The organism is Micromonospora sp. NPDC047521 (assembly GCF_055587305.1).
In genome coordinates, this window is the sequence record NZ_JBVJGN010000013.1 from 156,782 (window position 1) to 183,679 (window position 26,898).

Consider the following 26,898-nt stretch of genomic DNA (forward strand, 5'->3'; position numbering starts at 1 on the left):
GCCGGTCAGCCCGCCACCGCTCAGTTCAGCGCGTCGGCCAGCGGGAGCACGTCCATGCCGTGCGCCTCGGCGACCGGGCCGTAGGTGACCCGACCGGCGTGGGTGTTCAGGCCCAGCGCCAGCGCCGGGTCGCTGCGCAGCGCCTCGCGCCAGCCCTGGTTGGCCAGCTCCAGGGCGTACGGCAGGGTGACGTTCGTCAGCGCGTACGTGCTGGTGTTGGGCACCGCGCCCGGCATGTTCGCGACGCAGTAGAAGATCGACTCGTGCACCTTGTAGACCGGGTCGGCGTGCGTGGTGGGACGCGAGTCCTCGAAGCAGCCGCCCTGGTCGATGGCGATGTCGACGAGCACGCTGCCCGGCTTCATCCGGGAGACCAGCTCGTTGGAGATAAGCGTCGGGGCCTTCGCGCCGGGCACCAGCACCGCGCCGATGACCAGGTCGGCGTCGAGCACCGCCCGCTCGACCTCGTACGCGTTGGACGCGACGGTCTGCAGGTGGCCCCGGTAGATGGCGTCGGCCGACCGCAGCCGGGCGACGTTCTTGTCCAGCAGCAGCACCTCGGACTGCAGACCGAGCGCGATGGCGGCGGCGTTCATGCCGGAGACGCCCGCGCCGATGACGACGGTCTTGGCCGCGTACACGCCGGAGACGCCGCCGGGCAGCACACCGCGCCCACCGCCGGTGCGCATCATGTAGAAGGCGCCCACCTGCGGGGCGAGCCGGCCGGCGACCTCGGACATCGGGGCGAGCAGCGGCAGCGACCGGTCGGGCAGCTCGACGGTCTCGTACGCGATGCCGGTGACCTTGCGGTCGATGAGCGCGTCGGTGCACTCCTTCGAGGCGGCCAGGTGCAGGTAGGTGAAGAGCACCTGCCCCTCGCGCATCCGGTGGTACTCCTCGGCGATCGGCTCCTTGACCTTGAGCACCAGCTCGGCGGTCTCCCACACCTCGTCGGCGGTGGCGAGGATCTTCGCGCCGGCGGCGGCGAACTCCTCGTCGGTGATGCTGGAGCCGACCCCGGCGCCGGACTCGACGAAGACCTGGTGGCCGCTGCGGGTGAACTCGTTGACACCCGCTGGCGTGATCGCCACGCGGTACTCGTGGTTCTTGACCTCGCGTGGGATTCCGACCTTCACGATGCAGACACCTCTCTTCGGGGCTGCTCTCCCCCGACTGCTCGGTGCCGCGATGGCCCCATTGCCACCACGGTCCACCGGTCCCGCCGGCGGCAGTCTAGGCGCGTCCGACGCCGCCGCGGGCCAGCACAGTGGCATCCGGTGGCCGGGTGTCCTGACGATGTGTCAGGGCAGCCGGCGCGGTACGACGGTGGAGCGTCGCCTCAGCCGTCAGGACAATCTTCGGCCATTATCGTCCCATCTGCCGGGTGGCGGTGCGGACAGCAGGCGAGTGGATCACTAATGTGACCGCCCATGACCACTCCTCCTTACCAGCCGGGGTACGCCCCGGGTTACTCCGACAAGAGCAAGGTCGTCGCGGGCATCCTCGGCATCCTGCTCGGCACCTTCGGGGCCGGTCGGTTCTACACCGGACACACCAAGATCGCCGTTCTTCAGCTCGTCGTGAGCTTCGTGACCTGCGGTGTCGGCGCCCTCTGGGGCGTCATCGACGGCATCCTGATCCTGGTCAACGGCGGCACCGACGCGCAGGGTCGCCCGCTGCGCGACTGAGCGGCCGGATCGACGCGCGAAGGGGCCCCGCGGCTGACCGCGGGGCCCCTTCGCGTACCCCCGCCGGATGGACCGGCGGCGGCGCTCAGCGCGGCAGCGGCGCGTCCGCCCGGCGCAGCGTCGTGAAGCCGGTGTCCCGGGCGCGGGCCGCGGCCAGCAGCCCGGCCACCGCGGACGCGTTGGTGACCTCGCCGGCCAGGACCATGGCGACCGCCTCGTCCAGGTCGATCCGCACGACCTGGAGATCGGCCTCCTCGTCGTGGCGCTCGTGCCGCTCGTCCAGGGGCACGTCGGCGAGGTCCCGGGCCAGGAACACCCGGACGACCTCGTCGGTGAAACCGGGCGAGCTGTGCAGGTCGACAAGCACGTCGACCCGCCCGGCGGTGAGGTCCGCCTCCTCGGCCAGCTCCCGCAGCGCCGCGGCCGGCAGTTCCTCGCCGGAGACGTCCATCAGCCCGGCCGGCAGCTCCCACAGGTGCCGGCCCACCGGATGCCGGTACTGCCGGATCAGCACCACCTGGCCGGCGTCGTCGAGCGCCACCACGGCCACCGCCCCGACGTGCCGGACGAGGTCACGCACGCCCGTTCCGCCGCCCGGCATGGTCACCTCCTCGGTGACCACGTCGAAGATCCGCCCCCGGTACCGCTCCTCGCGGGAACGGACCTCGTAGCGGTGCTCGAGGTTGCTCACGAGGCGGACGCGGCAGTCGACGCGGCGCCGTTGCGGGCGGCCTTGCGCGCCGTCGGGGCCTCGGCCGCGTCCAGGTCGACAGGGAGTTGGTCGGCCTGCGAGTACGCCACGGCGGCCTTCACGAACGAGGCGAACAGCGGGTGCGGGCGGGTGGGACGGCTCTTGAGCTCCGGGTGCGCCTGCGTGGCCACGAAGAACGGGTGCAGGCTCCGGTCCAACTCGATGAACTCGACGAGCCGGCCGTCCGGCGAGGTGCCGGAGATGTGCAGACCCGCCTTGGTCAGCGCGTCCCGGTAGGCGTTGTTCACCTCGTACCGGTGCCGGTGCCGCTCGCTGATCTCGGTGCTGCCGTACGCCTCGGCGACGATCGAGCCCTCGGTCAACGTCGCCGGGTACGCCCCGAGCCGCATCGTGCCGCCCAGGTCACCCCTGCCGGCGACGATGTCCTCCTGGTCGGCCATCGTGGCGATGACCGGGTGGGCGGCCTGCTCGTCGAACTCGAGGGAGTTCGCGCCGTCCAGGTCGGCCAGGTGCCGGGCCACGTCGATGGTCATGCACTGCAGGCCGAGGCAGAGGCCGAGCAGCGGGATGCCGCTCTCGCGGGCGTACCGGGCGGTGCCGATCTTGCCCTCGATGCCGCGTACGCCGAAGCCGCCGGGGATCAGGATGCCGTCCACGCCGGCCAGGGCCGCCGCCGCGCCGGCCGGGGTGACGCACTCGTCGCTGGGCACCCAGCGCAGCTGCACCCGGGCCCGGTGACCGAAGCCCGCCGCGCGGATCGCCTCGCTCACCGACAGGTACGCGTCAGGCAGGTCGACGTACTTGCCGACCACCGCCACGGTGACCGTGTGCCGGGGCCGGTGCACCCGCTCCAGCAGGTCGTCCCAGCTGGTCCAGTCCACGTCCCGGAAGGAGAGCCCGAGCCGGCGCACCACGTACGCGTCCAGACCCTCTCGGTGCAGCACCTTCGGGATGTCGTAGATGCTCGGGGCGTCCGGAGCCGCGACGACCGCCTCGGCGTCGACGTCGCAGTAGAGCGACAGCTTCTCCTTGAGCTTCACCGGGATCTCCCGGTCGCAGCGCAGCACGATGGCGTCCGGCTGGATACCGATGTTGCGCAGCTGCGCCACCGAGTGCTGCGTCGGCTTGGTCTTCAGCTCACCCGACGGCGCCAGGTAGGGCACCAGCGACACGTGCAGGTAGAAGCAGTTGTCGCGGCCCAGGTCGTGCCGGACCTGGCGGATCGCCTCCAGGAACGGCAACGACTCGATGTCGCCCACCGTCCCGCCGACCTCGGTGATCACCACGTCGGGCTGCTGGCCGTCGTCGTCCGGGTCGGCCATCGACAGGATCCGCGACTTGATCTCGTTGGTGATGTGCGGGATGACCTGGACGGTGTCGCCCAGGTACTCGCCACGCCGCTCCTTGGCGATCACGTCGGAGTAGATCTGGCCGGTGGTGACGTTCGCCTTGCCGGACAACGCCCGGTCCAGGAAACGCTCGTAGTGCCCGACGTCGAGGTCGGTCTCGGCGCCGTCCTCGGTGACGAACACCTCGCCGTGCTGGAACGGGTTCATCGTCCCCGGGTCGACGTTCAGGTAGGGGTCGAGCTTCTGCATCACCACGCGCAGCCCGCGCGCGGTCAGCAGGTTGCCGAGGCTGGAGGCGGTGAGGCCCTTACCCAGCGAGGAGGCGACGCCCCCGGTGACGAAAATGTGCCTGGTCGTCCGTGCTGATGGGGCCAAGGCCTGCTCCCGTGTCGTCTGTCGCGGTCATGCAGACCGCCGTGCTTGATCAGCTCACTGATCACGCGATCCACGGGATTCGACGGTAACACCTCCCGGGCCGGTACCCGCAGGCCGCACCCCGGCTGCGACACCACAGGGGTCACCGCGACGACAGCCGACGCTCAGGGAGCGGCAACCTCGGTCGATGATCGGGTGACCTGCCGGGGCGGCACCACGGCGGCCGTCGGTTCCGGCCCGTCCTCGACGTCCGGGGACCGTTCGGCCGGCGGCGACACCTGGGGTCGGGGTGGGCTCGCGGGCGGACCGCTGATCGGCCGGGGATGCACGGCGCCCAGCGGCCCACCACCGCCGGTCGGGCCGCCACCGGCCGGACCGACACCGCCGGGACCCGCGTCACCGCCCGGGTCAGCGTCGTCGGCGGCGCCCGCCCCGTCGCCGGAGGCCGCGTCGTCTCGCAGGCGGCCCATACCCGGGCGGGTCCGGTCCGCGGCGTGCCCGAGCACCCGCAGCGACGCCAGCGCGGCCATCGGCACCACAAGCGCGGCGGCGGCGCCGGCGACGTCGAGCGCCGCCCCGTCGAGCACCCCACCGAGCACCGCGGCGACCGCCGTGCCGGCCAGCGCGGCCCGGACCGCCGGATAGATGCCGAACAGCCGCATCAGGCCGCCCCACGGCTGGAGCAACGCGAACCACACAAGCAGCCCGCCGGCCAACGCCAGCACGGTCAGCGGACTGTTGACGAGCGTCTCGAAGTTCTCCGTACTCGACCGGTGCACGGTGAACCCGCCGGTACCGTCGCCGACGGCCGACAGGAACCGGCCCAGGCTGCCCCGCTCCGCCGGCGGGCGGCGCAGATCCACCACGGCGAAGCCGACGGCCACCGCCAGCGCGGCCATCGACGCCCACGCCAACCGGCTGATCGTCAGCCAGCCGCCACCGCTGATCACCGCGGCCACGCTCAGACCGGCGGTGAGCGCGATCGCCCCCACCGGATCGGCGCCCAGGTACGGGCTGCCGACGACCACCACTGCGACGCCACCCACGGCCACCACCACCGCGGGCCGCCAGCCCCGGGGCACCCGCTGGGCGAGCCAGCCACCGCTGAGCAGCGCCCCGGCGAGCAGCACGCCCAGCCCGACGGTGCTCAGACCCGAGTACCGGCCACCCTGCAACGCCGAATAGCCCACCACACCGTTGAGCTGCAGCCGCGCCCCGGTGAGCACGTCCAGCCCCACGACGAGCGTGGTGAGGCCGGCCACCGCGCCGAGCGGACCGAGGGTGCCCGCCCAGCCGGGCGCGAACCGGACCGCCGCCGTACCGGCCGCCACCAGCAGCGCGGTCACCCCCGCGAAGATCCAGCCGGGATGCTCGCCCCGCCACCAGGGCACCGCGTCGGCGAGCAGCGCCGCCGGCACCGTCAACGCCGCCGCCACCAGCAGCACCTCGACCGCCGCCACGAGCCGCACCGGCACCGGCGTCGGACCTGTCGGCCCGGCGTGCGGCCGCGCCCGGCGCAGCAGCGGCAGCACCGCCAGGGCCAGCAGCACCTGCACCACGGCCAGCACTGTGAAGAACCCGCCGGAGACGGTCCGTTGAGCTGCCGCCTCCCGGTCGGCGTCCGCCGGGGCGTTGACGGCGTCCGCCAGGTCGTCCGGGCGGTCACCCGTGCTGATCGCCGGCCGGCCGAGGAAGAGCCGCTCCGGCATCGGCCGGCCCAGCGCGGCAAGCGCGGTCGGCGCGAGGTCGACAAGTTGCAGGTACCCGTCCCGGCCGGTGCTGGCCGAGGTGAGCCACCCCCGCGCCCAGCCCGGCCCGTCGGCGACCACCACGTGCAGCCGGGACGGCCCGGCGGTGTCGGAGATCCCGGCGACAAGCACCAGCGACCGTGGCGGGCGGGCGGCCATCACCCGGGCGAGCTGGGCGTCCGCCTCGCGGGCCTCCTGGGCGCGCGTCGCCGGGTCGGTCCCGGTGACCGTGCCGAGGTCGACGATGCTCAGCACACACGAGCCGAGCAGCAGGCGGGGGTCGTCGGGCAGCGCCGAGGCGTACCTGTCGACCCGGCCGAACGGTCGCGCGGCCGCCACGGCCGCGCCCGGCCCCACGGCGACCGAGCAGCGCACCGACTCCGACAGCGAGCCGGGCATGGTGTTCCACGGCAGCCGCTGCTGGTTGTACTGGACGACGCTCTCCTGGTCGGGCAGGTTGGCGCCGATGCCGTCCGGCTGCTCCACGGCCACCCCTGCCGCCGGGCAGCCACCGTCGGGCCGGCTGCCGTTCCACGCGGCGAAGCTGCCCGCGCCGAGGGTGAGCCACCCGTCCACCGGGCAGGTGGGCCGGTGCGCGGACCGCACCGACAGCGAACCGATCGCACCCTGCTGGGCCATCCGCCACAGCGTCGGGGTGTGCTGCGGATCCACGTCCTCCCAGCGCAGACCTGCGACACCCGCGAGGACCACGAAGTCGGCGGTGCGCTGCGGGGTGCCCTGCGGTGGCCGCACGGCCAGCCCGGCGACACCCAGCGCCACCACGAGCACCGTCAACACGGCGGGCGCGAGTCGACGCAGCATCAGCGCTGCCCCGTTCCGGGCGCCCGGGTTGCCGTCGGACCGGTGGGGGCGGTCAGCTCGGCGTAGAGCGCGGTCAGCGCGGCCACCGTGTCCGCCTCGGTGGGCCAGGTCAACGCCCGCTCGGCGCCGCGGCGGCCCAGTTCGGCCCGGGCCGCCGGGTCGTCCAGCAGGGCGCGCACCGCCGCGTCGAGGGCTTCCACGTCACCGGGCGGAACCAGCGCCGCGGCGTCCCCGACCAGCTCCGGCAGCCCACCGACAGCGGTGGCCACCAGGGGTACGCCCGCGCGCAGCGCCTCCTGCGCGAACAGCTGCCGGGCCTCCCAGTCGCTGCTCACGACCGCCAGGTCGGCACCGGCGAGCAGGTCCGCCACGTCGGTACGGTGCCCCAGCAGGGTCACCGGCGCGCGGGCCGCGGACGTCCGGGCGGCCAACGGCAGGTACGCCGGTCCGCTGCCGGCGATCACCACGACCGGCGGCGGTGTACGGGTACGCCAGCGGGCCGCCGCGTCGATCAGCACGTCGTAGCGCTTCTGCGGGTGCAACCGGCCCACCGACACGATGAGCGGCTGGTCCGGGCGTACGCCGAACTCGGCCCGCACCGCCGCCGGACGTCGGCGCGGCTCGGGCAGGGTCGGCGCGGCGACCGGGGCGAGCCGGGCGTCGGCGGCGCCCAGCGCGGCGGCCCGGTCCACCAGGTCCGCGGACGCGCCGAGGGCCACCCGGGCGCCCCGGGCCACCACCCGCTCGACGAGACGGGACACACCACCGCGCAACCCACCGGCGAGGACAGCGTTGTGCCAGGTCACCACCAGCGGGGCGGCCGGACGGGCCAGTACGGCCACCAGCCCGGCGCGCAGGCCGTGGGCGTGCACCACGTCGACCCGGGCCTCGGCGAGCACCCGGCGCACGGCGAGCACCGCGCGCGCGTCGGCGGGGGTCGGGCTGGCCGGGACCTCCACCGGCTCGAACCGGGCGCCGACGCTCACGAAGTCGAACTGCTCCTGCGTCGCCGCCGGCCCGCACACCAGCACCCGCGCACCTGCCGCGACGAGCCCACGTGCCACCGACCGGACGTGCTGGCCGACACCACCGGTGCTGGAGGCGAGCACCAACGCGACACTGCCCGACCAGCCGGCCTGCTGAGCTGGCTCACGTCCCCCGCTCACTGGCCCACCGTCTCCTTCCCGTCGCCCCGCTCCGGCGCGGTCGACGTCGACCCCCCGCCGGGCTGTCGCGGCCCCCGCCGGTTCAGGCGGCGCAGCGCCCCGGCGAGCAGCGGCCGTACGTCCCGCCGGTCGACGAACCAGACCACGGCGAGGAACACCACCCCGACCAGAACCCCGGACAGCATGCCCTGACCGAGTGCCGCCGCCATCGTCGGGGTGCCGCCGTCCGGCGTGTCGAGCAGCCGGGTGACGCCCAGCCCGACGAGAGCGGCAAGCGACCCGGCGAGGGCACCTGCCGTCCCGGCCCGCGCCGCGCCGCCCAGTGCCGCGCGGCCGGCGCTGCGCCGCACCGCCGTGAGCAGCAGCGCCCCGAGCACCAGCATCCCCACCGAGTTGGCGGACGTGACCGCGAGGACCCGGTCCCGCACCGGCAGCAGCGCGCCGAACAGCAGGACGACTGCCGGCACCACCAGGAAGCCGACGGCTGTGGCGCCGGTTGCCGCCCGGGTCTCGCCCCGGGCGTACAGCGCCCGGGTGAGCACCGCGAAGAGGCCGTAGCCGAGCAGGCCCGGCGCGTACCCGATGATCGCGGCGGCGGCGGTCGAAGCGGCCGTCGCGGACCCGGGGAAGAAGAAGTGCCCCACCGGGCCGGCGGTCCCGATCAGCGCGGCGGCGCCGAGGCAGCTGAACAGGAGCACCCCGCGTACGGCGGGGGCGAGGGTCGAGCGGTAGGTGTCCTCGTCCCCTGTCGTGTGTGCCGCGGCCAGGGTCGGGTAGGCGGCGATGGCCAGCGGCACCGCCAGCACCGCCCACGGCAGCAGGTAGACGGTCTGCGCCAGGTTGTAGACGCCCGGGTTGCTGACCGCGCCAACTGTCACCTGCTTCAGGCTGACGATCAGCGCGATCTGCTGCGTGGTGACGGTGACGGCGCCGGCGACCGCCAGGGCGCCGACCCGGGCCCGCGCGTCGGCGGGGAACCCGAAACCGGCCCGCAGCCCCAGCCGCAGCCGCCGGACCGGAACGAGCAGCGACAACGACAGCACCACCACGCCGAGCGTGGTGCCGGCCGACAGCAGCAGCTCGCCGTCGCGGCTCACCCCGCCCACTGTGGCGTACCGGCCCTGGGTCGCGGTGAACCCCAGGTACACGACGATGACGGCGAGACTGGACAGCAGTGGGGCGAGCACCGGCCAGGCGAAGCGGCGGTGCGCCTGGAGCACCCCGGCGAGCACGATGCCGACGCCGTACAACGGCAGCTGCGGCGCGAAGACCCGCAGCATCCGTACGCCGCTCTGCTGCTGGGCGGCGCTCAACCCGTCGCCGAGCAGCCCGATCACCGGCCCGGCGGAGACCACCACGAGCAGCGCGAGCGGCACCAGCAGGGCCAGCGTCCAGGTCAGCAGCGTCCCGGTGGTCCGGGCAACCGCCGTGCGGTCCCCGGCCGCGACCGCGCCGGCCAGCAGCGGTACGACGAGACTGGCCAGCGCTCCCCCGGCGACGATCTCGAAGATGAAGTTGGGTACCGCGTTGGCCACCACGTAGGCGCCGCCGAGGTCGGTGGGCGCGAGGCTCCAGGTGAACACGGCGGTACGGCCGAAGCCGGCGAGTCGGCTGGCCACGGTGAGAACGGCGATGAGCGCGGCTGCCCCGGCCAGCCGGCCGGCGCCGGCGAGGGGTGCCGGTCTGGTCACGTCAGTCGGCGCGCCGGCCCAGTGCGTCAAGCTCCCGCAGCCCCGGGGTCTGCTGGATCACCGACGTGAAGCTGACCTTCTCGCTGGCGGCGGTGAGCCCGGCGAGCACGGCCAGCAGACCGGCCCGGCCGAGCGGGCCGGTGCGGGCGGCGAGCGCGACGCCGAGCAGCGCGCCGAGGGCGTTCGCGCCGCTGTCGCCGAGCATGACGTCCTCGGCCAGGTCGTCGCGCAGCAGGCCCGCGGCGGCGCCGGCGGCACCGGCGGCGATCCCGCCGTGCGGGCCGCCGGTCAGCGGCGCGGCGAGCAGCAGCCCGGACTTGATGGCCCGGCCGGGTCGCAGGTCGAGAAGGTTGAGCAGGTTGGCGGTGCCGGCGATCACGCCGGCGCCGAGCAGCACGTCGACGCCCCTGCCGAACGCGCCGTGCCGCTGCCGGCGCGGATGCGCCGCGACCCGGGCGTCGGCGGCGAGCAGGGCGGCGGCGCCCAGCCCGGCGGCGCCCACCCCGACGACCTTGACCAGGCCCGCGGTGACCCGCCCCTCGCGCAGGGCGGCGAGGTGACCGGCGAAGCCCTTCGCCGCCTTCTGTTCCGGCCGGCCGCCCACCACGTCGTCGTACAGCCCGACACCACCCGCGCCGAGGCCGGCGACCAGGGCCGCCGCACCGGAGGCGCCGCTTGTCGCGCCGAACGCGCCGACGGTGGCCGCTCCGGCGGCGAGCGCCGGACCGGCGGCCAGGGTCACCGTCCGCCCACGGAAGTTGGTGCGCTCCAGCGCGGGCCCGACCGGGGCGCTGCGCACCTCGCGCAGCGCGTACCGGGCCGCCGCGGCGCCGGCGCCGGCGATCAGCAGCCGGCCCAGCGCCCTCACGCCGCCACCTTCTCGATTACGGACACGCGGGTACGTCGTTCGCTCACTGGGGCAGTCTAGGCAGCAGGGAGGCGGCGTTGTCGCCGACGCCGTACTGACCCGCCTTCTTCTCGGTGAGCTGCTGCACCAGGGCGAGGCTGGTGACCAGTTGACCCTGCACGGTGTTGGCGTTGTCGACCGTGGAGATCGTCTGCGCGAGCACCGGGTCACCGCGGACCACCGAGACCAGGTTGCCGCCGACCGAGCCGTTGCCGCCCACCACGATCGACCCGGTCCGGTCGAACTGCTCGGCGATCTTGACGACGGACTCGTCACGCTTGTCGGAGTCCTTGTCCACGTACGGCTGGCCGCTGACCACCACGACCGCCTCGGCCGAGCCGGTGACCTTGTTGTTGTCGGTGGTCAGGTAGCCGGCGTTGTTGTACGCGGCGAGCACCGCACGCCGGTCGGCGTCGCTGACCGGCGCGACGCCCTGCGCCCGGTCCAGCAGGACGCTGGCCAGCAGTGCGCTGGAGGTCTCCACGCCGTGCCCGTTGCCCGGCAGACCGGTGGTCTGCGCGGTCGGCCGGGCCGCGGTGACGGCGAGTTCCAGCAGGTTGGAGTTGTTGTCCGGGTTGATGAACTTGTCCTGCAGGTCGACCCGGCCGGTGATGGTGGCGCCGGCGAGCTGGAGCTTCTTGAGCACACCCTCGGTGTGGTCGCGCCCGTTCGGCAGGCTCAGCACCACGACCCGGCGGCCGGTGAGGGTGCCCGGCAGGACGACCTGGGACATCTCCTCGGCGAACTCCTCCTCCAGCCCGAGCTGCTTCTCCATGTTGCTGACCTGCTGACGCCACTGCTGGTTGTCCTTGCGCAGCCCGGTGACCTGCTCCTTGAGCGAGTCGGCGACCGGGCCGTTGAGGGCGGCCGTGCCGACCACCAGGCCGATCGCCAGAGCCAGGAAGACCGCGGTGAGGGACACCACGTGGTAGCGGAAATTGATCACGCTTGCAGCCTCTTGATCGGTCGGGAACTAGAACAGCCGGTACAGCTGGAACACGAAATTGTCCCACCACTCGGCGACGACGCCCAGGTACGCCTTCCCGACTGTCGACACGGCCACCGCGGACGCCATCGCGGCGATCGCCGACAGCACCAGCAGCAGCAGCGACGAGCCGGAGATGCTCTGCCGGTAGAGCCGGCTCACGCCCTTGGCGTCGACAAGCTTGCCGCCGACCTTCAGCCGGGTCAGGAACGTCGAGGCCATCCCGCCGCGACCCTTGTCCAGGAATTCGACGAGGGTGGCGTGCGTGCCGACGGCGACCAGCAGCGAGGCGCCCTTCTCGTCGGCGAGCAGCATGGCCAGGTCCTCGCTCGTCGCCGCAGCCGGGAAGGTGATCGCCGGCACGCCGAGACCGTTGACCCGGGGCAGCCCCGGCGCCCGCCCGTCCGGGTAGGCGTGCACGATCACCTCGGCGCCGCAGCGCAGCACGTCGTCGGTGACCGAATCCATGTCCCCGATGATCATGTCGGGGGTGTAGCCGGCCTCGACAAGCGCGTCCGCGCCGCCGTCGACGCCGATCAGCACCGGCTTGAACTCCCGGATGTACGGGCGCAGCACGTCCAGGTCGGCCTTGTAGTCGTAGCCGCGCACCACGATCAGGCAGTGCCGACCCTGGATCTGCGTCTCGATGTCCGGTACGCCCACGCCGTCGAGCAGCAGGTCCCGTTCCTGGCGCAGGTAGTCCATCGTGTTGGCGGCGAACGCCTCCAACTGCACCGACAGACCCTCCCGCGCGTCGGCCATCGCCTTGGCGATCGACTCGGCGTCCTGCAGGGTGCCGTGCGCCACCGGCTCGTCGCCGGCGAACACCGTGTTGCCCTCGATGCGCACCTGGTCGCCCTCGCGGATCCGCTCGAACACGCCCTCCCCGAGGTCGTCGAGCAGCGGAATGCCGGCGGCGACCAGCACCTCCGGGCCGAGGTTCGGGTAGCGACCGGACACCGACGGCTTGGCGTTGAGCACCGCCGCGACACCGACGGCGACCAACGAGTCGGCCGCCACCCGGTCCAGATCGACGTGGTCGATGACCGCGATGTCACCCGGGCGCAGCCGGCCGACCAGGCGCTTCGTCCGGCGATCGAGGCGCGCGGTGCCGAGGACTCTGCCCGGCTCCGCGTTTCGGTTCCGGCGCAACGTGGGTAGACGCATCGTGACCATCCTGGCATGTGAGGCAGGCTTTTCTGTCGCGACATGCCTGAGCAGGGCCGCCTACCCAGGGAAGCACACACCGGCACAAGCCGGTGTGCTTGCGCTCACAATACGCGGGGTCACGGCCGCCTTTCCTTCGCGGCTACCGCCAGAAGCTCCTCGGCGTGAGCGATACCCAGATCCGAGTCGGGCAAACCAGCGAGCATCCGGGCCAGCTCCCGGGCCCGCTCGGTGTCCTCCACCACCCGTACGCCACTTGTCGTCACGGCACCTCCGGTGTCCTTCGCCACCACCAGATGCCGATCGGCGAACGCGGCCACCTGCGGCAGGTGGGTGACCACCAACACCTGGTGACTGCGGGCCAACCGGGCCAGGCGCCGACCGATCTCCACCGCCGCCTGACCGCCGACGCCCGCGTCGACCTCGTCGAAGACCAACGTGGGCGGGCCTCCCGAGCCGGCGAAGACCACCTCGATGGCGAGCATCACACGGGACAACTCGCCGCCGGACGCGCCGCGCTGCAACGGCAACGACGGGGCTCCCGGATGCGCCAGCAACCGCAGCTCCACCTCGTCACCGCCGTCCGGGCCGACACCCACCTCCACCCCGTTGACCGGCAACGCCGGCTCGGCGCGACCGGCCGGGCGGGGCAGCACCGCCACCTCGATCCGGGCGTGCGGCATGGCCAGACCGGCAAGCTCGACAGTGACCTGGCCGGCGAAACGCACCGCCGCCTCCTGCCGCGACGCCGACACCCGACCGGCCAGGTCGGCCACCTCACCGGCCAGCCGCTGGCCCTCGCGCTCCAGCTCGTCGAGCAGATCGTCGGACGTGTCCAGATCGGACAGACGGGTGCGGGCCCGATCGGCCCAGGCGATCACCCCGTCGACGTCGTCGGCGTACTTGCGGGTCAACGCGCGCAGCGCGGCCCGCCGCTCGTAGACGTGCTGCAACCGGGCCGGGTCCGCGTCGAGCGTCGCCAGGTACGCCGACAGCTCCGCGGACACGTCGGTGACCAGGGTCGCGGCCTCCTCCAGCCGGGCCGCCAACTCGCCGAGCGCCGGATCGGTGCCGGCCTGCGCCTCCAGGGTGCGCCGGGCCGTGCCGAGCAGCGCCGCCGCGTCCGGTGTCTCGTCGGCCGCCTCCGCGCCCCCGGCCACGCACAGCTGCGCCAGCTGCGCCGCCGTCCGCAGCCCCTCGGCGTGCTCCAGCCGCTGCGCCTCGGTCTTCAGCTCGTCGTCCTCACCCGGCTGCGGATCGACCCGGGTGATCTCGTCGAGGCCGAGCCGCAGCAGGTCGGCCTCCTGGTTGCGCTCGCGGGCGTTGCGCCGCCTGTCGGCCAGGTCGTCGACGATCCGCCGCCACCCCGTGTACGCCTCGCGCAACGCGTCGAGCAGCTTCTCGTGCGCCGGGCCGGCGAACCGGTCCAGGGCGGCACGCTGCTCGGCCGGGCGTAGCAGCCGCAGCTGGTCGGACTGGCCGTGTACGGCCACCGCCTGCTCGCCGACCTCGCCGAGCATCGACACCGGCATGCTCCGGCCACCGACGTGCGCGCGGGAGCGGCCCTCGACCGTCACCGTGCGGCTCAGCAGCAGCGAGCCGTCCTCGTCGGGCTCGCCGCCGGCGTCGGAGATGCGTGCGTACACCACGTCGGCTACCCGGCCGTCCAGCCGCAGCCGACCCTCCACCAGGGCCCGGCCCGGTTGGGCACGGACCCGCCCGGCGTCGGCCCGGCCGCCGAAGAGCAGGCCGAGGCCGGTGACCACCATCGTCTTGCCCGCACCGGTCTCGCCGGTGATGACGTTCATGCCGCCGGTCAGCGGCAGCGTCGTGTCGTCGATGACGCCCAGCCCGGTGATGCGCAGCTCTTCCAGCACAGCAACCGACAGTAGACGCGTGCCCCGACAGTTGACCAGCCGACGGGCCCCGCCGGTGGGCCGCGACGTGCCCCCCACCTGGGCGACGTACAGTTCTGCCCCGTGTTGGACGTGATCGGCCTGACCCCCGCCGAGGAGGAGCTGTACCGCTGCCTGTTGCAGCTCACCACGGCCCGGATCGACGAGTTGGTCCGCCGGCTGAACCGGCCCCGTGAGCAGGTCGTCGCCGAGGTCGAGGCGCTGCGCGCCAAGGGCCTGGTGCAGCCCACCGACGCCGACCCGGACGCGCCCCTGCGCCCGAACGCCCCGGACGTCGCCCTCGGCGCGACACTGCTGCGCCGGCAGGAGGACCTGGAGGCGGCCCGTCACCGGGTCACCCAGCTGGCCGAGGAGTACCGCTCCGGGCTGCGCCGGCACCACGTCGACCACCTGGTCGAGGTGATCACCGGCGCCCGGGTGCTCCGCGACCGCCTGCGCGACCTGCAGAACTCGGCGCGTACGGAGGTGCTCTGGTTCTGCCGGGCCAATCCCCTGGCGATGGCCGGGCCGGAGAACCTGGAGGAGTTCGACGCGCTGGCCCGCGGGGTGAGCTACCGGGCCATCTACGAACGGGAACTGCTGCTGGAACCGGGCGCGCTCGCCGACCTGGCCAAGGGCGTCGGCGCCGGCGAACAGGCCCGCGTCCTGGACCGCCTGCCGGTACGACTGGCCATCGTGGACGCCCGCACCGCCATCTGCCCGCTGGTGCCCGACCGCGACGGCGGCGAGCCGAGCGCCGCCGTGATCGGCCGCAGTCAACTGCTCGACGCGTTGCTCGCCCTGTTCGAGAGCCACTGGCGGGTGGCCACCCGGCTGCGGCTGGAGGATCCCCTCACCGGCGCCGGCCGCGAAGGCTCGCACACCGAACGCCCGGCCGACGGCTACCGGCCGGACGCCGACGAGGCGCGGCTGCTGTCCCTGTTCGTGGCGGGCGTACCGGACAAGTCCATCGCCTCCCAGCTCGGGGTGAGCCGGCGGACCGTGCAGCGACGACTCGCCGACCTGATGGACGCCGCGGGCGTGGACACCCGACCCGGGTTGGCGTTCCAGGTGGCCCGCCGCGGCTGGATCTGACGCCGCCGGGACCCCGGGGGTGGGACGGCCCGAGCCGCCCCACCCCCGCGCCCGTCAGCGCAGGCCGTACGCGTCGACCACGGTCTGCTCGACGGTGTTCCCGGCCCGGTCGCGGGCGTGCACCCGCAGCGAGACGGTTCCGCGCCCGGCCGGCACCGTCGCGGTGTACCGGGTGCCGGAGCCCCGGGTCGGCGCGGACCGCCAGGTGACGCCCCCGTCGAAGGAGACCTCCACCCGGACGCTCGCGCCCTTGGGCGCGGGCACCCCGGCCGGCTGGCGCAGGGTGAGCCCCACCTGGTGCGACCGGTTGCCGCGTACCGTGTTCAGCAGGTCGGCCGGCACCCGGTAGTCCACCTGCAGCAGCGACAGCGGGACGGCAGCGCCACCCGACGGCCTCGCCGAGGTGAACTCCCAGGCCGTCTCGGTACGCGTGGCGTAGCGCCACGCGGCCGAGGCCCGCCGGGTCGTCAGGTCCAGGCGGTAGCGTGCCGCCGCCGCGCTGGTCGGCACCGGCGCCCAGCCGTCGGACAGGTCGGCGATCTGCCGCCCGTCGCGGCTTACCCGCGCCTCGACGGTGTCCGACTCCTCGCTGTTCCCGGCCACCGTGTAGTGGCCGCCTGCGTCGACGAACTCGGGCACCCGCAGGTCCAGGCTGTCACCGGTGCGCGTCGGCACGGTCGCCCCGCCGGCCGGTACGGCCGGACGGACCACCGGCGCGTGCCAGCTCTCGCGCTCCCGGTCGTCGGCGTCGTACCGCCGCGGCGCCTCGGTGAGACCACCGGTCAACTGCCCCCACTGCATGAACATCGACTTGTGCAACACCCGGTGCTGCCACCAGTTGTCCCCGGCGCTGACGAACTCCTGCCTGGTGGTGCCGTTGCGGACGATCCGCTGGTCGTCGTTCCAGGCGTACTCCTGCCACGGACGCCAGCCGAACCGCTCCTCGGTGGCCCAGCCCGCGCCCATGTCGGCGTAGCTGGCGGTCACCTCGGCGGTGTTCTTCGCCGTCACGGTGTGCACGATCCGCTCCGGCACCCGCCCCTTGGACACCTGCCACACGTCGTACAGGTAGGGGCTGTCCACGGTCAGCGTCAGGTCCAGCGTCGCCCGACCCCGGCGGGCCGCGGCGATCAGCCGCTGCCCGTCGTCGTACGCGACGACCATGGCGGGGATCGGCAGGCGCTCCCCGGCCGGCCGCCACACCGTCCACGCGGAGAAGTCGGCCGGCCGGACGATCAGCACCACCGCGGCGCCGGCCTTCGCGGCGGCGGCCACCTGCTCCTCCTCGGAGAGGTTCGGGTCGGCGGCGAGCAGCGCGGCGGCGCCCCGTGCCCGGGCCAGCTCGGCGGGTGTTCCGGCGCCGGCCCAGACCAGCGGCAGTTTGCGCCGACCGGTCGGCGCCGGCGAGGTACCCAACAGGTTGATGTCCGACGGGCCGGACACCCCGCTGACCGTCGCCTGCACCATGGGCGCGACGAGCTGCCACCGCGAGGCGAACTCGAACTCGCCCTGGCGCACCTGGCGGGTGGGCGTGACGTTCACCTGCTGCACGGTGCTGTAGGCCATCACGCCGTGGTCGATCTGCCGGCCGTTGCCCAGCACCCGGTGCACGTAGAAGCTGAGCGTGGCCCGCTGCTCGCTGGGCTTCGGCGTCTCGATCCGTACCGGGGTGCCCTTGCGGGCGTCGAGCACCACCGTCAGGTCCCGGTCGACTGTCAACTCCGGCTCGACGGTCTGGGTCAGCTGCTCGTCCAGCGGGGCGCCGTGCTCCACGAGCGCGGTCAGCAGGTACGTGCCCTCCTCGACCCGCAGGGTGCCCTCCCCCGGCCACCAGCCCCAGTAGTCCGACTCGGGCTGCTCCCCGAACATGGTCAGCCCGGGCGACAGGGTCAGCTGACCCTGCCGGTCCAACACCTTCACCGTGACGTCGTGCAGGGGGCCGCTGACGGTGAGCCCGACCGGCGTCCGCACGGCGACGCCGTCCGTACCTGTCGCCACCAACCAACCGCCGTGCGGACCACGGGCGAACTTCGCCGGGTCGGCGCGCAGCGGCACCGCCACGCTGCCGCCCGCCGGTACGCTCACCTCGCCGGATCCGAGCGCGACCCCGTCGGTCTCGGCCGCACCGCTGTCCAGGTTGCGCAGTTCCAGGGCCAGCCGCAGGGTCTGCGCGGTAGTCGTGCCGTTGGTGTACGTCACGCTCCGCTCGGCCGTCGCGCCGCCGGTGGTGATCCGGCCGAAGTCGACTGTGGACGACGCGTACACCCGCTGGGTGAGCGCCCGCGCCACATCGACCCGGCCGCCGCCCTGCTCGAAGACGGTGAGCGCCGGGTTGGCCTTCGTGGTGCTCACGAGGGCGTCCTTGAGCTTCCCGGCGGCCCAGTCGGGGTATTCCTGGGCGAGGATCGCCGCCGCGCCGGCCACGTGCGGGGTGGCCATCGACGTCCCGGACGCGGTCGTGTAGGCGTCGCCCACAGGCGTACCCATGGTGGTGCCGGCGGCCCGCGCGGCGACGATGCCGACGCCCGGTGCGGTGATCTCCGGCTTGAGGCCGTTGTCGCCGAGACGCGGACCGCGGCTGGAGAACCCGGCGAGGTTGTCGTCGCGGTCCACCGCGCCGACGGTGAGCGCCGCGGTGGCCGCGCCCGGAGAGCCGACGGTACGCGCGGCGCCCGAGTTGCCGGCGGCGACGACGAAGAGCGCGCCGGTCTCGGCGGTCAGGTCGTTGACGGCCTGGCTCATCGGGTCGGTGCCGTCGGTCGGGTCACCGCCGAGGCTCATGCTGACGACCTTCGCGCCGGAGTGGGCCGCCCACTCCATGCCGGCGATGATCGCCGAGGAGCTGCCGGAACCACCGTCGTCGAGCACCTTGCCGACCAGCAGGCGCGCGCCGGGCGCCACGCCCTTGCGCAGCCCCGCCGACGCGGCGCCGCTGCCGGCGATGGTGGCCGCGACGTGGGTGCCGTGGCCGTGGCCGTCACGGGCGCTGCCGCTGTCGGAGAAGTCCCGCGCCTCGGCGATCCGCCCGGCCAGGTCGGGGTGGGTGGCGTCGACGCCCGTGTCGAGGACCGCCACCGTCACGCCGTTGCCGTCCCGGCCGGCCGCCCAGGCCTGCGGTGCGCCGATCTGCGGCACGCTGTGCTCCAGCGCGGGGCGTACCCGGGCGTCCAGCCAGACGCGGGCGATGCCGCCGCCCAGCGTGGGGGCGGCGGCCGTGGCCCGGGTGGCCGGCGTGGCGGCGAGGGTGGACCACAGGCCGCCGAGGTCGCCCTTGCCGACCCGCAACGCGGCACCGTTGATGCTCGCCAGGGGGCGGGCGTCGGCGGCGACGGTGAGCGGCCGGACCCGACCGGCGGCCGGCTCCTGGTAGCGCACGATCAGCGGCAGGTCGCCCTGCGCGGCGTCGCCGTAGCCGTCGGCGGCCAACTCCTGCACGTCGAACAGGTTGGCGTCGAGAACCCCGCTGGACACGTAGGGCACCGCGTCGCTGGGCAGCACCCGCAGCCCGCCGTCGACCTCCAGGGTCTGGAAGATGACCCGCTCACGCCCGGGGCCGGGGCGGACGGTGGCGGCGACCCGACCCGGCGCCGCCGGCGCGAGCTCGACCTGGTCTCCGGTGATCAGGGTGACACGAACGGGCGTGGCGCCGGGGGCGCTCGGGCCCGGGTTGGGGCCGGCGGGCCGGGCGGGCGGGTCGGCGGACGCCGGTGCGGCGAGCCCGACCACCAACGCGCCGACCGCGCCGGCGGTGAGCCAGCGTGGGGACCAGTGCATGCGATGCGCTCCTCTACTCCTGTGGGCCCCCATCCGTAGACGAGGGCCGATCGGAGTCTGCGTCGGAGCGTGTCACCAGGTCACTAGTCGTCGGCCGCCGCAGCGGCGACATGTCGTCAGGTGGACAACCACCGTGTACCCACGGTGTGCCCGACGGTCACCTGCGGCTGCCCCGCCACCCGTGCACGGGAAGGCCGAACTTGGCGACCAGACGGTCGGTGAACGGGCGTGCCCGCAGCCGCACGATGCGCACCGGCAGGGCGCCCCGACGCACCGTGACCCGGGCGCCGGGCGGCAGGTCGTACACCCGTCGACCGTCGCAGGAGAGCACGGCGAGGGTGGTGAACGGGTCCACGGTGATGACGAACGTGGACGTCGGCGCGGTGACCAGCGGGCGGCTGAACAACGCGTGCGCGCTGATCGGCACCAGCAGCAGCGCCTCCACCTCCGGCCAGACCACCGGGCCGCCTCCGGAGAACGCGTACGCGGTGGAACCGGTGGGGGTGGCGCAGACGACGCCGTCGCAGCCGTAGCGGGACAGCGGCCGGCCGTCCACGTCGACGAGGAGTTCGAGCATCTGCGCCCGCTCGCCCTTCTCGACGCTGATCTCGTTGAGCGCCCACGACTCGATGGTGGGGCCGCCGTCGAACTCGGCGGTGACGTCGAGGGTGAGCCGTTCGTCCACCGTGTAGTTGCGGCTGACGACGTCCCGGACCGCCGTGTCCAGGTCGTCGATCTCCGCCTCGGCCAGGAAGCCCACCTTGCCGAGGTTGATGCCGAGCAGCGGGGCCTTCGCCGGCCTGGCCAGCTCCGCCGCGCGCAGGAAGGTGCCGTCCCCACCGAGCGCGAACACGATCTCGGCGCCCTCGGCCGCCTCCGGGCCGGCGACCGGCACCACGCCGGGCAGGTCGAGGTCCTCGGCCTCGTCGGCGACCACCCGTACCTCGAAACCCGCAGCGATCAGGTCGGCCGCGACCGACCGGGCGTGCTCGGTGCTGCGCCGACGGCCGGTGTGGGTCACCAGCAGCGCCGTACGACCGCTCATCGGAGCGGCCGCCTGTCCACCGTCGCCCCGGCACGGCCGCGTGCCGGTGCGCACCGCTCGCTGTACGCGTTCACCCTGCGACCTCCTTAGCCGCCGCGGCCGGCACGTCGCCGGCCGTCGTCGGGCCGTCCGGCCCGGCCGCCACCACGGCCCGCACCCGCGTCGGGTCGGCCGGTGGTGCGCCACGGCGCAACCATACGAAGAACTCCACGTTGCCGCTCGGCCCGGGCAGCGGGCTGGCCGCGACGCCGGCCAGGCCAAGGCCGAGCTGCCCCGCCGCCGCCGCCACGTCGAGCACGGCCTCGGCGCGCAGTTCCGGGTCGCGGACCACGCCGCCGGCGCCCACCCGCTCCTTGCCGACCTCGAACTGCGGCTTCACCATCAACGCCAGGTCACCGTCGTCGCGGGTGCAGCCGGCCAACGCCGGCAGCACCAGCCGCAGTGAGATGAAGGACAGGTCGGCCACCGTGAGGTCGACCGGCCCGCCGATCGTCTGCGGTTCGAGGGTACGGACATTGGTGCGCTCCAGGACGCGGACCCGGTCGTCGGTGCGCAACGACCAGGCGAGCTGCCCGTAGCCGACGTCCACGGCCACCACCTCGGCGGCGTCGGCGCGCAGCAGCACGTCGGTGAAGCCTCCGGTCGAGGCACCGGCGTCCAGGCAGCGACGGCCCGCGACGCGCAGCCCGCCGGGGCCGAACGCCGCCAGGGCCCCGGCCAGCTTGTGCCCGCCGCGCGAGACGTACTCCTCGGTGGGGTCGTCGCCGGTGACCAGGAGCGGGTCGGCGGGATCGACCATCGCGGCGGCCTTGCGCGCGGGCACCCCGCGCAGCTGGACCCGGCCGGCCTCCACAAGTGCGGCGGCCTGCTCGCGGGAGCGGGCCAGACCGCGGCGGACCAGTTCGGCGTCCAGCCGGTTGCGACGTGCCATGGGTGGTTCTCCGGTCTCGCTCAGGTCTGGTCGATGGTGGCGAGAGTTTCCCGCAGCGTCTCGTAGGCCGCCTCGTACTGGGCGATCTGGTCGGCCGGGGCGAGCGTCGCCGCGTTCGCCATCGCCCGCACGGCGGCGTCGACCGCCGGGTGCCGCGCGGCGTCGGTGTCGTCACCGACCGCGTCGAGGTCGGGTCGGACGCTCGGTGGCGGACCGGGGTGCGCACCGAACCCGCCGGCCGGCGGGCCGGGGCGGACGCCAGGGGGCGGACCGGGGCGCGCACCGGGCGGCCCCGGGCGGACGTCGCCGTTCATCGGACGCTCCACCGGGACGCGGGCGTCACGACTCACCGTCCGGGCGACGCTTGCGCACGGCCTTCTTCGCCGGCATCGCCGCCGGGGTCGGGGCCTCGTCGCTGGTACGGCTGATCGTCGCCGGCGGCTTGCGCGCGATGGCCTTCTTGGCCACTGCCTTCTTCGCGACCGCCTTCTTCGCCACCGGCGCGGAGACCGGGGCGCCGGCCGGGCCGTCCGACGGCACCAGGGCGGCGTCGGGCTGCGCGGCGCGGGTCGGGTCGGGCTGCGGCGTGGCGGCCGGTGGCGTGGCGGCAGGCTCGACGGCCCGCGCCTCGCGGAGCTGCCGTTCCAGGTCGCGCACCCGTCGTGTCAGCTCGGCCACCTCGTCGGCGGTGGCCAGTCCGACCGCGCCGAGCGCCCGGTCGACCTCGAACCGGACCAGCTTGGTCAACGCCTCCCGGTTGGCGGCGCCGGTGCTCACCAGCTCCTCGCCGAGGGCCTGGAGCTGGGCGGCGGTCGCCCCGCCGGAGCCCACGAGGCGACGCGCCACGTCCTGGGCCTTCTTCCGGGGCGCCTCCGTGAGGCCCATGGCCAGTTCGAGGTAGGCGCGCCACGCGTCCTGCATGCCTGAGTCCTTCCCTGGGGCGGGGTGTGCAGGTGTCACGCTACCGGGCACCCCGCACTGTCCTGTGCGGTACGGTGCCGGGGACGGCGTGGCGATCAGCGAGGGGGAGATGTGGCCAGCGTGGACGAGTGCCGGCAGGCGTTGCAGGAGCTGGCCGCCCGGTTGGATCGCAACGCCGAGACGGTACGCGACCGGATCGACCTGGACCGGACGCTCGCCTGCCGGATCACCGACCTGGACACGGCGTTCCACGGCCGGATCAGCGGCGGCCGGCTGGTGGAGCTGACCGACGGCGACGACCCCAAGGCCAAGATCGCGCTGAGCACGTCAAGCGACGACCTGCTGGCCCTGGTCCGCGGCGATCTGGACGTCACAAGCGCGGTGACCTCCCGCAGGGTGTCGATCAAGGCGAACCCGTTCGACCTGCTGAAGCTGCGCAAACTGCTCTGACGAGCCCCCGGGGCCCGTCTCACCCGCCGCTGGGCAGTCCGAAGCTCTCCAGGGCGTGGGCCGCGTCGGCGCCCACCGCACGGATCTTCGGCACTTCCGGCGCCGACCAGGCCGCCGCGCAGAGCGCGGCCAGCGCGTCCAGCGGCCGACCCGAGCCGGCCAGCTCCACCAGGCCGTCCTGGACCGTCACGGACCACTCCGCGGCGTCCCCCGGGACCGCCACGGCGCCCTGCGGGTCGAAGAGTCCCGCCAGGTCCCGCGCCACGTACGTGGGCCGCCGCTGAGGGCTGGCGGCCAGCAGGTCGGGGATGCCGTGGACGCCGGTGAGCACGAGCAGACTGTCCAGCCCGGCCCGGCGCGCGCCCTCGATGTCGGTGTCCAGACGGTCACCGACGACGAGCGCCCGGCCACCGTCGCTGCGCCGGGCGGCGGTCTCGAAGAGGGCCGGCTCCGGCTTGCCCACCACCACGTCCGGATCCCGCTCCAACGCGGTCCGCAACACGGCGACGAGCGAACCGTTGCCGGGCAACGGTCCACGATTGCTGGGCAGCGTCCGGTCGGTGTTGGTGGCGATCCAGATCGCGCCCGACCGGACGGCCACCGACGCTTCCGCAAGCTCGGCCCAGCCCACCTGCGGGCCGTACCCCTGCACCACAGCGGCCGGCTCCTCGTCGGCGCGGGACACGGGCGTCAGGCCCACCGCGCGCAGTTCGGCGCGTAGCGCCTCCGCGCCGACCACGAGCACCGACGCACCGGCGGGCAGCCGGTCCCGCAGCAGCTCAGCCGAGGCCGCGGCGGAGGTGAGCACCTCCTCCGGCCGGGCCGGCACCCCCATCCCGGTCAGCAGGTCCGCGACCTCGCTGGACCGTCGGGAGGCGTTGTTCGTGGCGTACGCCACCGCCCGCCCCTCGGCGTGCAGCCGGTTCACCGCGTCGACCGCGCCGGGAATCGGCCGGTCGATCAGGTAGATCACCCCGTCCAGGTCGAAAACGACAAGGGTGTACCCGTCGACCAGCCGCTTCCCGGCGTCCGCACTCACCGCTGCGTCTGCCCCGACTCGTCGCCCCGGGCGGGAGCGGTCTCGTCGGCGTTCACCGCGTCCGCGACCGGCGCGGTCCGGTCCGCCGACCCGGCGCTCCCGCTCTGGTCGGGATGCTGGTCCTCGTCCTCGTCGTCGAAGCCCTCGTCGTCCGCCGAGCGACCGACAGCGTCGCCCTGCTCGTCGTCGTCGAAGTCCTCGTCGCGGTCGTCGTCTTCTTCTTCGTCGTCGTCGTCGTCGTCTTCGTCGCCTTCGTCTTCGTCGTCGTCGTCTTCGTCGTCGGCTTCGTCGGCTTCGTCGTCGAAGTCTTCGTCGTCGTCCGCGTCCCGGTCCGCCGTGTCGTCGTCACCGGCCGCCAGGTCGGTGTCCGGCTGGGTCGGGACCGCGCCGGGAGCGCCCGGACCGGCGGCGATCTCCTCGGCTTCGTCCTCGTCGTCGCCCTCGATGACCACGCCGTCGAGTTCGAGCAGCCGCTCGGCCGCGTCGGTCTCCCCCTCGGTGTCCGCGTCGGCGGCGCGGGAGAACCACTCGCGGGCCTCCTCGCGCCGACCCACCGCCAGCAGGGCGTCGGCGTACGCGTACCGCAGCCGCCCGGTCCACGGCACCGTGGCCTCGCTGGTGAGGTCCGGCACCTGGAGCATCGCCACGGCGGCGTCCTTCTGCCCGAGGTCACCCCGGGCGCCGGCGGCGACGATCAGCAGCTCGATCGCGACGGCCTGGTCCAGCTTGTCCTGGTCGGCCCCACGGAACAGGTCGATGGCCCGCTCCGGCCGACCCAGGGCCCGCTCACAGTCCGCCAGCACGGCGATGTGACTCTGCAGGCCGCTCATCCGGTGGTACGTGCGCAGCTCGGCGATCGCCGTCTGCCACTCCCCCGCGTGGTACGCGGCCAGACCCACGGCCTCCCGGACAGCGGAGATACGCGAGGCGAGTCGACGGGCGGCCAGCGCGTGCGCCAGCGCCTCCGCCGGGTCCTCGTCGATCAACTGACCGGTGGCGACCAGGTGCCGGGCCACCGTCTCGGCGACAGGCTTGTTCAGCGACAGCAGCTCGGCGCGAACGTCCTTGTCGAGGTCCGTCGCGACGATGTCGTCAGGCAATGCCGGGGCGGACGTACGCCCACCCTCGTACGACTCGGAGCCCGCACGGTCGTCGCGGCGGGTCTCCTCGCGACGCGGCCTGTCGTCGGCCCGGAAACCGCCCTCACGACGGTCGCCGCCCCGGAAGCCACCCTCACGGTCGCCGCCACGGAAACCGCCCTCACGCGGGCCGCTGGGACGGGAACCGTCCCGATCGCCACCCCGGAAGCCACCCTGGCGGTCGCCACCGCGGAAGCCACCCTCGCGTGCAGCGCCGCCCTCACGACGGTCACCGCCACGGAAGCCACCCTCACGCGGCGGACCGGAACGGCCACGGTCGCCACCCTGGTAACCACCCTCGCGACGATCGCCACCACGGAAACCGCCCTCGCGACGGTCGCCGCCACGGAAGCCGCCTTCACGGTCGCCGCCACGGAAGCCACCTTCACGCGGAGCGCCCGGGCGAGAACCGCCACGGTCGCCACCACGGAAACCACCTTCGCGGTCGCCGCCACGGAAGCCACCCTCACGGGGCGGGCCGGAACGGTCACGGTCGCCACCCTGGTAACCGCCCTCACGACGGTCGCCGCCACGGAAGCCACCCTCGCGCGGCGGGCCGGAACGGTCACGGTCGCCGCCCTGGTAACCGCCCTCACGACGATCGCCACCACGGAAACCGCCCTCGCGGTCGCCACCACGGAAGCCACCCTCACGCGGAGCGCCCGGGCGAGAACCGCCACGGTCGCCGCCACGGAAGCCACCTTCGCGGTCGCCGCCACGGAAGCCACCCTCACGCGGCGGGCCGGAACGGCCACGGTCGCCACCCTGGTAACCGCCCTCACGACGATCGCCACCACGGAAACCGCCCTCGCGGTCGCCACCACGGAAGCCACCCTCACGCGGAGCGCCCGGGCGAGAACCGCCACGGTCGCCACCACGGAAACCACCTTCGCGGTCGCCGCCACGGAAGCCACCCTCGCGGTCGCCGCCACGGAAGCCACCCTCGCGCGGCGGGCCGGAACGGCCACGGTCGCCACCCTGGTAACCGCCCTCACGACGATCGCCACCACGGAAACCGCCCTCGCGGTCACCACCACGGAAACCACCTTCGCGGCGGTCACCGCTGCGGAAGCCACCCTCGCGGTCGCCGCCACGGAAGCCACCCTCGCGGGGCGGGCCGGAACGGTCACGGTCGCCGCCCTGGTACCCGCCCTCACGGCGGTCACCGCCACGGAAGCCACCCTCACGCGACGGGCCGGAACGACCACGGTCCCCGCCCTGGTAGCCACCCTCACGACGGTCACCGCCACGGAAGCCACCCTCGCGGTCGCCACCGCGGAAGCCACCTTCGCGGCGGTCGCCACCACGGAAACCGCCCTCACGGTCACCGCCACGGAAGCCACCCTCACGCGGGCCACTGGGGCGGGCGCCATCGCGGAAACCACCCTCACGACGGTCGCCGCCCCGGAAGCCACCCTCACGCGGGGCACCGGACCGGGAGTTGTCCCGGTCGCCACCACGGAAGCCACCGTCACGGGGCGCACCCGAGCGCGCACCGTCCCGGAACCCACCCTCACGGCGGTCACCGCCGCGGAAACCGCCCTCGCGGTCGCCACCACGGAAGCCACCTTCGCGGCGGTCACCGCCCCGGAAGCCACCCTCACGCGGAGCACCGGACCGCGAACCGTCCCGGTCGCCACCACGGGAACCACCATCGCGGCCGCCGGCGTATCCGCCACGGGTGCCGCCAGCGTTGTCGCGGTCGCCCCGGTACGGGGGCCGGTCGCGGTCGTCGCGGCGCGGGCCGCGGTCGCGTCCAGCCGAGCCGTCGGTACGGTCTTCGTAGCGACGGGGACGATCTCCGCCCTGCGGTCCTGAACTCACAGGTACATCCTTCCTGATTGCGCCACCAATGGCGCTACGCAGTCGAGGGCCGACCCGGATGGGGCGGCCCTCGACTGGAAGATTGTCCGGCGGCGTCCTACTCTCCCACACCCTCACGAGTGCAGTACCATCGGCGCTGGAGGGCTTAGCTTCCGGGTTCGGAATGTAACCGGGC

Annotated in this window: 21 protein-coding genes and 1 rRNA gene; 4 read left to right on the forward strand and 18 right to left on the reverse strand. The window is 74.1% G+C overall.

The window, feature by feature from the left end:
• Window positions 1-20: 20 nt before the first annotated feature.
• Entirely contained in the window at window positions 21-1,136 is a 1,116-nt protein-coding gene (gene ald / locus ACZ6N8_RS25385) for an alanine dehydrogenase (RefSeq protein ID WP_364376003.1), read from the reverse strand.
• Between the two features lie 294 nt (window positions 1,137-1,430).
• On the opposite strand from ald, the gene ACZ6N8_RS25390 reads away from it, so the two are divergent.
• Complete coding sequence (locus ACZ6N8_RS25390; protein ID WP_139588187.1) at window positions 1,431-1,688, forward strand: TM2 domain-containing protein; 258 nt, start codon at window positions 1,431-1,433, stop codon at window positions 1,686-1,688.
• 85 nt (window positions 1,689-1,773) lie between these two features.
• On the opposite strand, the gene ACZ6N8_RS25395 is transcribed toward ACZ6N8_RS25390, so the two are convergent.
• From ACZ6N8_RS25395 to recN, 9 genes are all read right to left on the reverse strand, one after another.
• Complete coding sequence (locus ACZ6N8_RS25395; RefSeq protein WP_387122940.1) at window positions 1,774-2,379, reverse strand: NUDIX domain-containing protein; 606 nt, start codon at window positions 2,377-2,379, stop codon at window positions 1,774-1,776.
• Window positions 2,376-4,124, reverse strand: a complete 1,749-nt coding sequence (locus tag ACZ6N8_RS25400) for a CTP synthase (protein WP_466013014.1) — start codon at window positions 4,122-4,124, stop codon at window positions 2,376-2,378. Before ACZ6N8_RS25400 ends, ACZ6N8_RS25395 begins: the two co-directional genes overlap by 4 nt.
• 164 nt (window positions 4,125-4,288) lie before the next feature.
• Window positions 4,289-6,694: a serine/threonine-protein kinase gene (locus tag ACZ6N8_RS25405; RefSeq protein WP_466013015.1), complete on the reverse strand. Its 2,406-nt coding sequence runs from the start codon at window positions 6,692-6,694 to the stop codon at window positions 4,289-4,291.
• Window positions 6,694-7,860, reverse strand: a complete 1,167-nt coding sequence (locus tag ACZ6N8_RS25410) for a glycosyltransferase family 4 protein (protein ID WP_466013016.1) — start codon at window positions 7,858-7,860, stop codon at window positions 6,694-6,696. Before ACZ6N8_RS25410 ends, ACZ6N8_RS25405 begins: the two co-directional genes overlap by 1 nt.
• On the reverse strand, window positions 7,857-9,551 hold the full coding sequence (gene murJ / locus ACZ6N8_RS25415) for a murein biosynthesis integral membrane protein MurJ (RefSeq protein WP_466013017.1): 1,695 nt from the start codon (window positions 9,549-9,551) through the stop codon (window positions 7,857-7,859). Before murJ ends, ACZ6N8_RS25410 begins: the two co-directional genes overlap by 4 nt.
• 1 nt (window position 9,552) lies before the next feature.
• Window positions 9,553-10,419 carry a hypothetical protein gene (locus ACZ6N8_RS25420; protein WP_466013018.1) on the reverse strand — a complete coding sequence of 289 codons (867 nt, stop codon included), beginning with the start codon at window positions 10,417-10,419 and terminating at the stop codon, window positions 9,553-9,555.
• 43 nt (window positions 10,420-10,462) lie between these two features.
• The gene (locus ACZ6N8_RS25425) at window positions 10,463-11,404 is read right to left on the reverse strand and encodes a copper transporter (protein WP_364376027.1); all 942 of its coding nucleotides are present in this window, start codon (window positions 11,402-11,404) and stop codon (window positions 10,463-10,465) included.
• Between the two features lie 27 nt (window positions 11,405-11,431).
• The gene (gene steA, locus ACZ6N8_RS25430; protein WP_466013019.1) at window positions 11,432-12,610 is read right to left on the reverse strand and encodes a putative cytokinetic ring protein SteA; all 1,179 of its coding nucleotides are present in this window, start codon (window positions 12,608-12,610) and stop codon (window positions 11,432-11,434) included.
• A gap of 119 nt (window positions 12,611-12,729) precedes the next feature.
• Complete coding sequence (recN, locus tag ACZ6N8_RS25435) at window positions 12,730-14,487, reverse strand: DNA repair protein RecN (protein ID WP_466013020.1); 1,758 nt, start codon at window positions 14,485-14,487, stop codon at window positions 12,730-12,732.
• Window positions 14,488-14,589: 102 nt separating this feature from the next.
• Between recN and ACZ6N8_RS25440 the strand changes: the two genes are divergently transcribed.
• Window positions 14,590-15,600: a helix-turn-helix domain-containing protein gene (locus tag ACZ6N8_RS25440; RefSeq protein ID WP_466013021.1), complete on the forward strand. Its 1,011-nt coding sequence runs from the start codon at window positions 14,590-14,592 to the stop codon at window positions 15,598-15,600.
• A 54-nt stretch (window positions 15,601-15,654) separates the two neighbouring features.
• On the opposite strand, the gene ACZ6N8_RS25445 is transcribed toward ACZ6N8_RS25440, so the two are convergent.
• The 5 genes from ACZ6N8_RS25445 to ACZ6N8_RS25465 form a co-directional block, all read right to left on the reverse strand.
• A complete protein-coding gene (locus ACZ6N8_RS25445) occupies window positions 15,655-19,374 on the reverse strand; it encodes a S8 family serine peptidase (RefSeq protein WP_466013022.1) in 3,720 nt (1,239 codons plus the stop codon).
• 157 nt (window positions 19,375-19,531) lie between these two features.
• The gene (locus ACZ6N8_RS25450; RefSeq protein WP_357993268.1) at window positions 19,532-20,419 is read right to left on the reverse strand and encodes an NAD kinase; all 888 of its coding nucleotides are present in this window, start codon (window positions 20,417-20,419) and stop codon (window positions 19,532-19,534) included.
• A gap of 70 nt (window positions 20,420-20,489) precedes the next feature.
• On the reverse strand, window positions 20,490-21,350 hold the full coding sequence (locus tag ACZ6N8_RS25455; RefSeq protein ID WP_466013023.1) for a TlyA family RNA methyltransferase: 861 nt from the start codon (window positions 21,348-21,350) through the stop codon (window positions 20,490-20,492).
• Between the two features lie 20 nt (window positions 21,351-21,370).
• Window positions 21,371-21,664: a hypothetical protein gene (locus tag ACZ6N8_RS25460; protein ID WP_466013024.1), complete on the reverse strand. Its 294-nt coding sequence runs from the start codon at window positions 21,662-21,664 to the stop codon at window positions 21,371-21,373.
• Between the two features lie 25 nt (window positions 21,665-21,689).
• A complete protein-coding gene (locus ACZ6N8_RS25465; protein ID WP_364376049.1) occupies window positions 21,690-22,271 on the reverse strand; it encodes a phasin family protein in 582 nt (193 codons plus the stop codon).
• A 111-nt stretch (window positions 22,272-22,382) separates the two neighbouring features.
• On the opposite strand from ACZ6N8_RS25465, the gene ACZ6N8_RS25470 reads away from it, so the two are divergent.
• Window positions 22,383-22,721 carry an SCP2 sterol-binding domain-containing protein gene (locus tag ACZ6N8_RS25470; protein ID WP_357993280.1) on the forward strand — a complete coding sequence of 113 codons (339 nt, stop codon included), beginning with the start codon at window positions 22,383-22,385 and terminating at the stop codon, window positions 22,719-22,721.
• A 19-nt stretch (window positions 22,722-22,740) separates the two neighbouring features.
• On the opposite strand, the gene ACZ6N8_RS25475 is transcribed toward ACZ6N8_RS25470, so the two are convergent.
• Complete coding sequence (locus tag ACZ6N8_RS25475) at window positions 22,741-23,760, reverse strand: HAD-IIA family hydrolase (RefSeq protein WP_466013025.1); 1,020 nt, start codon at window positions 23,758-23,760, stop codon at window positions 22,741-22,743.
• The gene (locus ACZ6N8_RS25480) at window positions 23,757-24,776 is read right to left on the reverse strand and encodes a hypothetical protein (protein ID WP_466013032.1); all 1,020 of its coding nucleotides are present in this window, start codon (window positions 24,774-24,776) and stop codon (window positions 23,757-23,759) included. The genes ACZ6N8_RS25475 and ACZ6N8_RS25480 overlap by 4 nt, the downstream gene beginning before the upstream one ends.
• On the opposite strand from ACZ6N8_RS25480, the gene ACZ6N8_RS25485 reads away from it, so the two are divergent.
• Window positions 24,765-26,717, forward strand: a complete 1,953-nt coding sequence (locus ACZ6N8_RS25485) for a hypothetical protein (RefSeq protein WP_466013026.1) — start codon at window positions 24,765-24,767, stop codon at window positions 26,715-26,717. The two genes, ACZ6N8_RS25480 and ACZ6N8_RS25485, sit on opposite strands and share 12 nt — an antisense overlap.
• A 90-nt stretch (window positions 26,718-26,807) precedes the next feature.
• Here ACZ6N8_RS25485 and rrf read toward each other — a convergent pair.
• Window positions 26,808-26,898, reverse strand: a 5S ribosomal RNA gene (gene rrf / locus ACZ6N8_RS25490); the annotation flags it as partial.

Bases quoted from the DNA above. Each gene is read 5' to 3' on its own strand.
- steA (WP_466013019.1), bottom strand. From the start codon at position 12,610: ATGCGTCTACCCACGTTGCGCCGGAACCGAAACGCGGAGCCGGGCAGA.
- ACZ6N8_RS25460 (WP_466013024.1), bottom strand. From the start codon at position 21,664: ATGAACGGCGACGTCCGCCCGGGGCCGCCCGGTGCGCGCCCCGGTCCG.
- ACZ6N8_RS25445 (WP_466013022.1), bottom strand. From the start codon at position 19,374: ATGCACTGGTCCCCACGCTGGCTCACCGCCGGCGCGGTCGGCGCGTTG.
- ACZ6N8_RS25450 (WP_357993268.1), bottom strand. From the start codon at position 20,419: ATGAGCGGTCGTACGGCGCTGCTGGTGACCCACACCGGCCGTCGGCGC.
- ACZ6N8_RS25405 (WP_466013015.1), bottom strand. From the start codon at position 6,694: ATGCTGCGTCGACTCGCGCCCGCCGTGTTGACGGTGCTCGTGGTGGCG.
- ACZ6N8_RS25390 (WP_139588187.1), top strand. From the start codon at position 1,431: ATGACCACTCCTCCTTACCAGCCGGGGTACGCCCCGGGTTACTCCGAC.
- ACZ6N8_RS25455 (WP_466013023.1), bottom strand. From the start codon at position 21,350: ATGGCACGTCGCAACCGGCTGGACGCCGAACTGGTCCGCCGCGGTCTG.
- ACZ6N8_RS25465 (WP_364376049.1), bottom strand. From the start codon at position 22,271: ATGCAGGACGCGTGGCGCGCCTACCTCGAACTGGCCATGGGCCTCACG.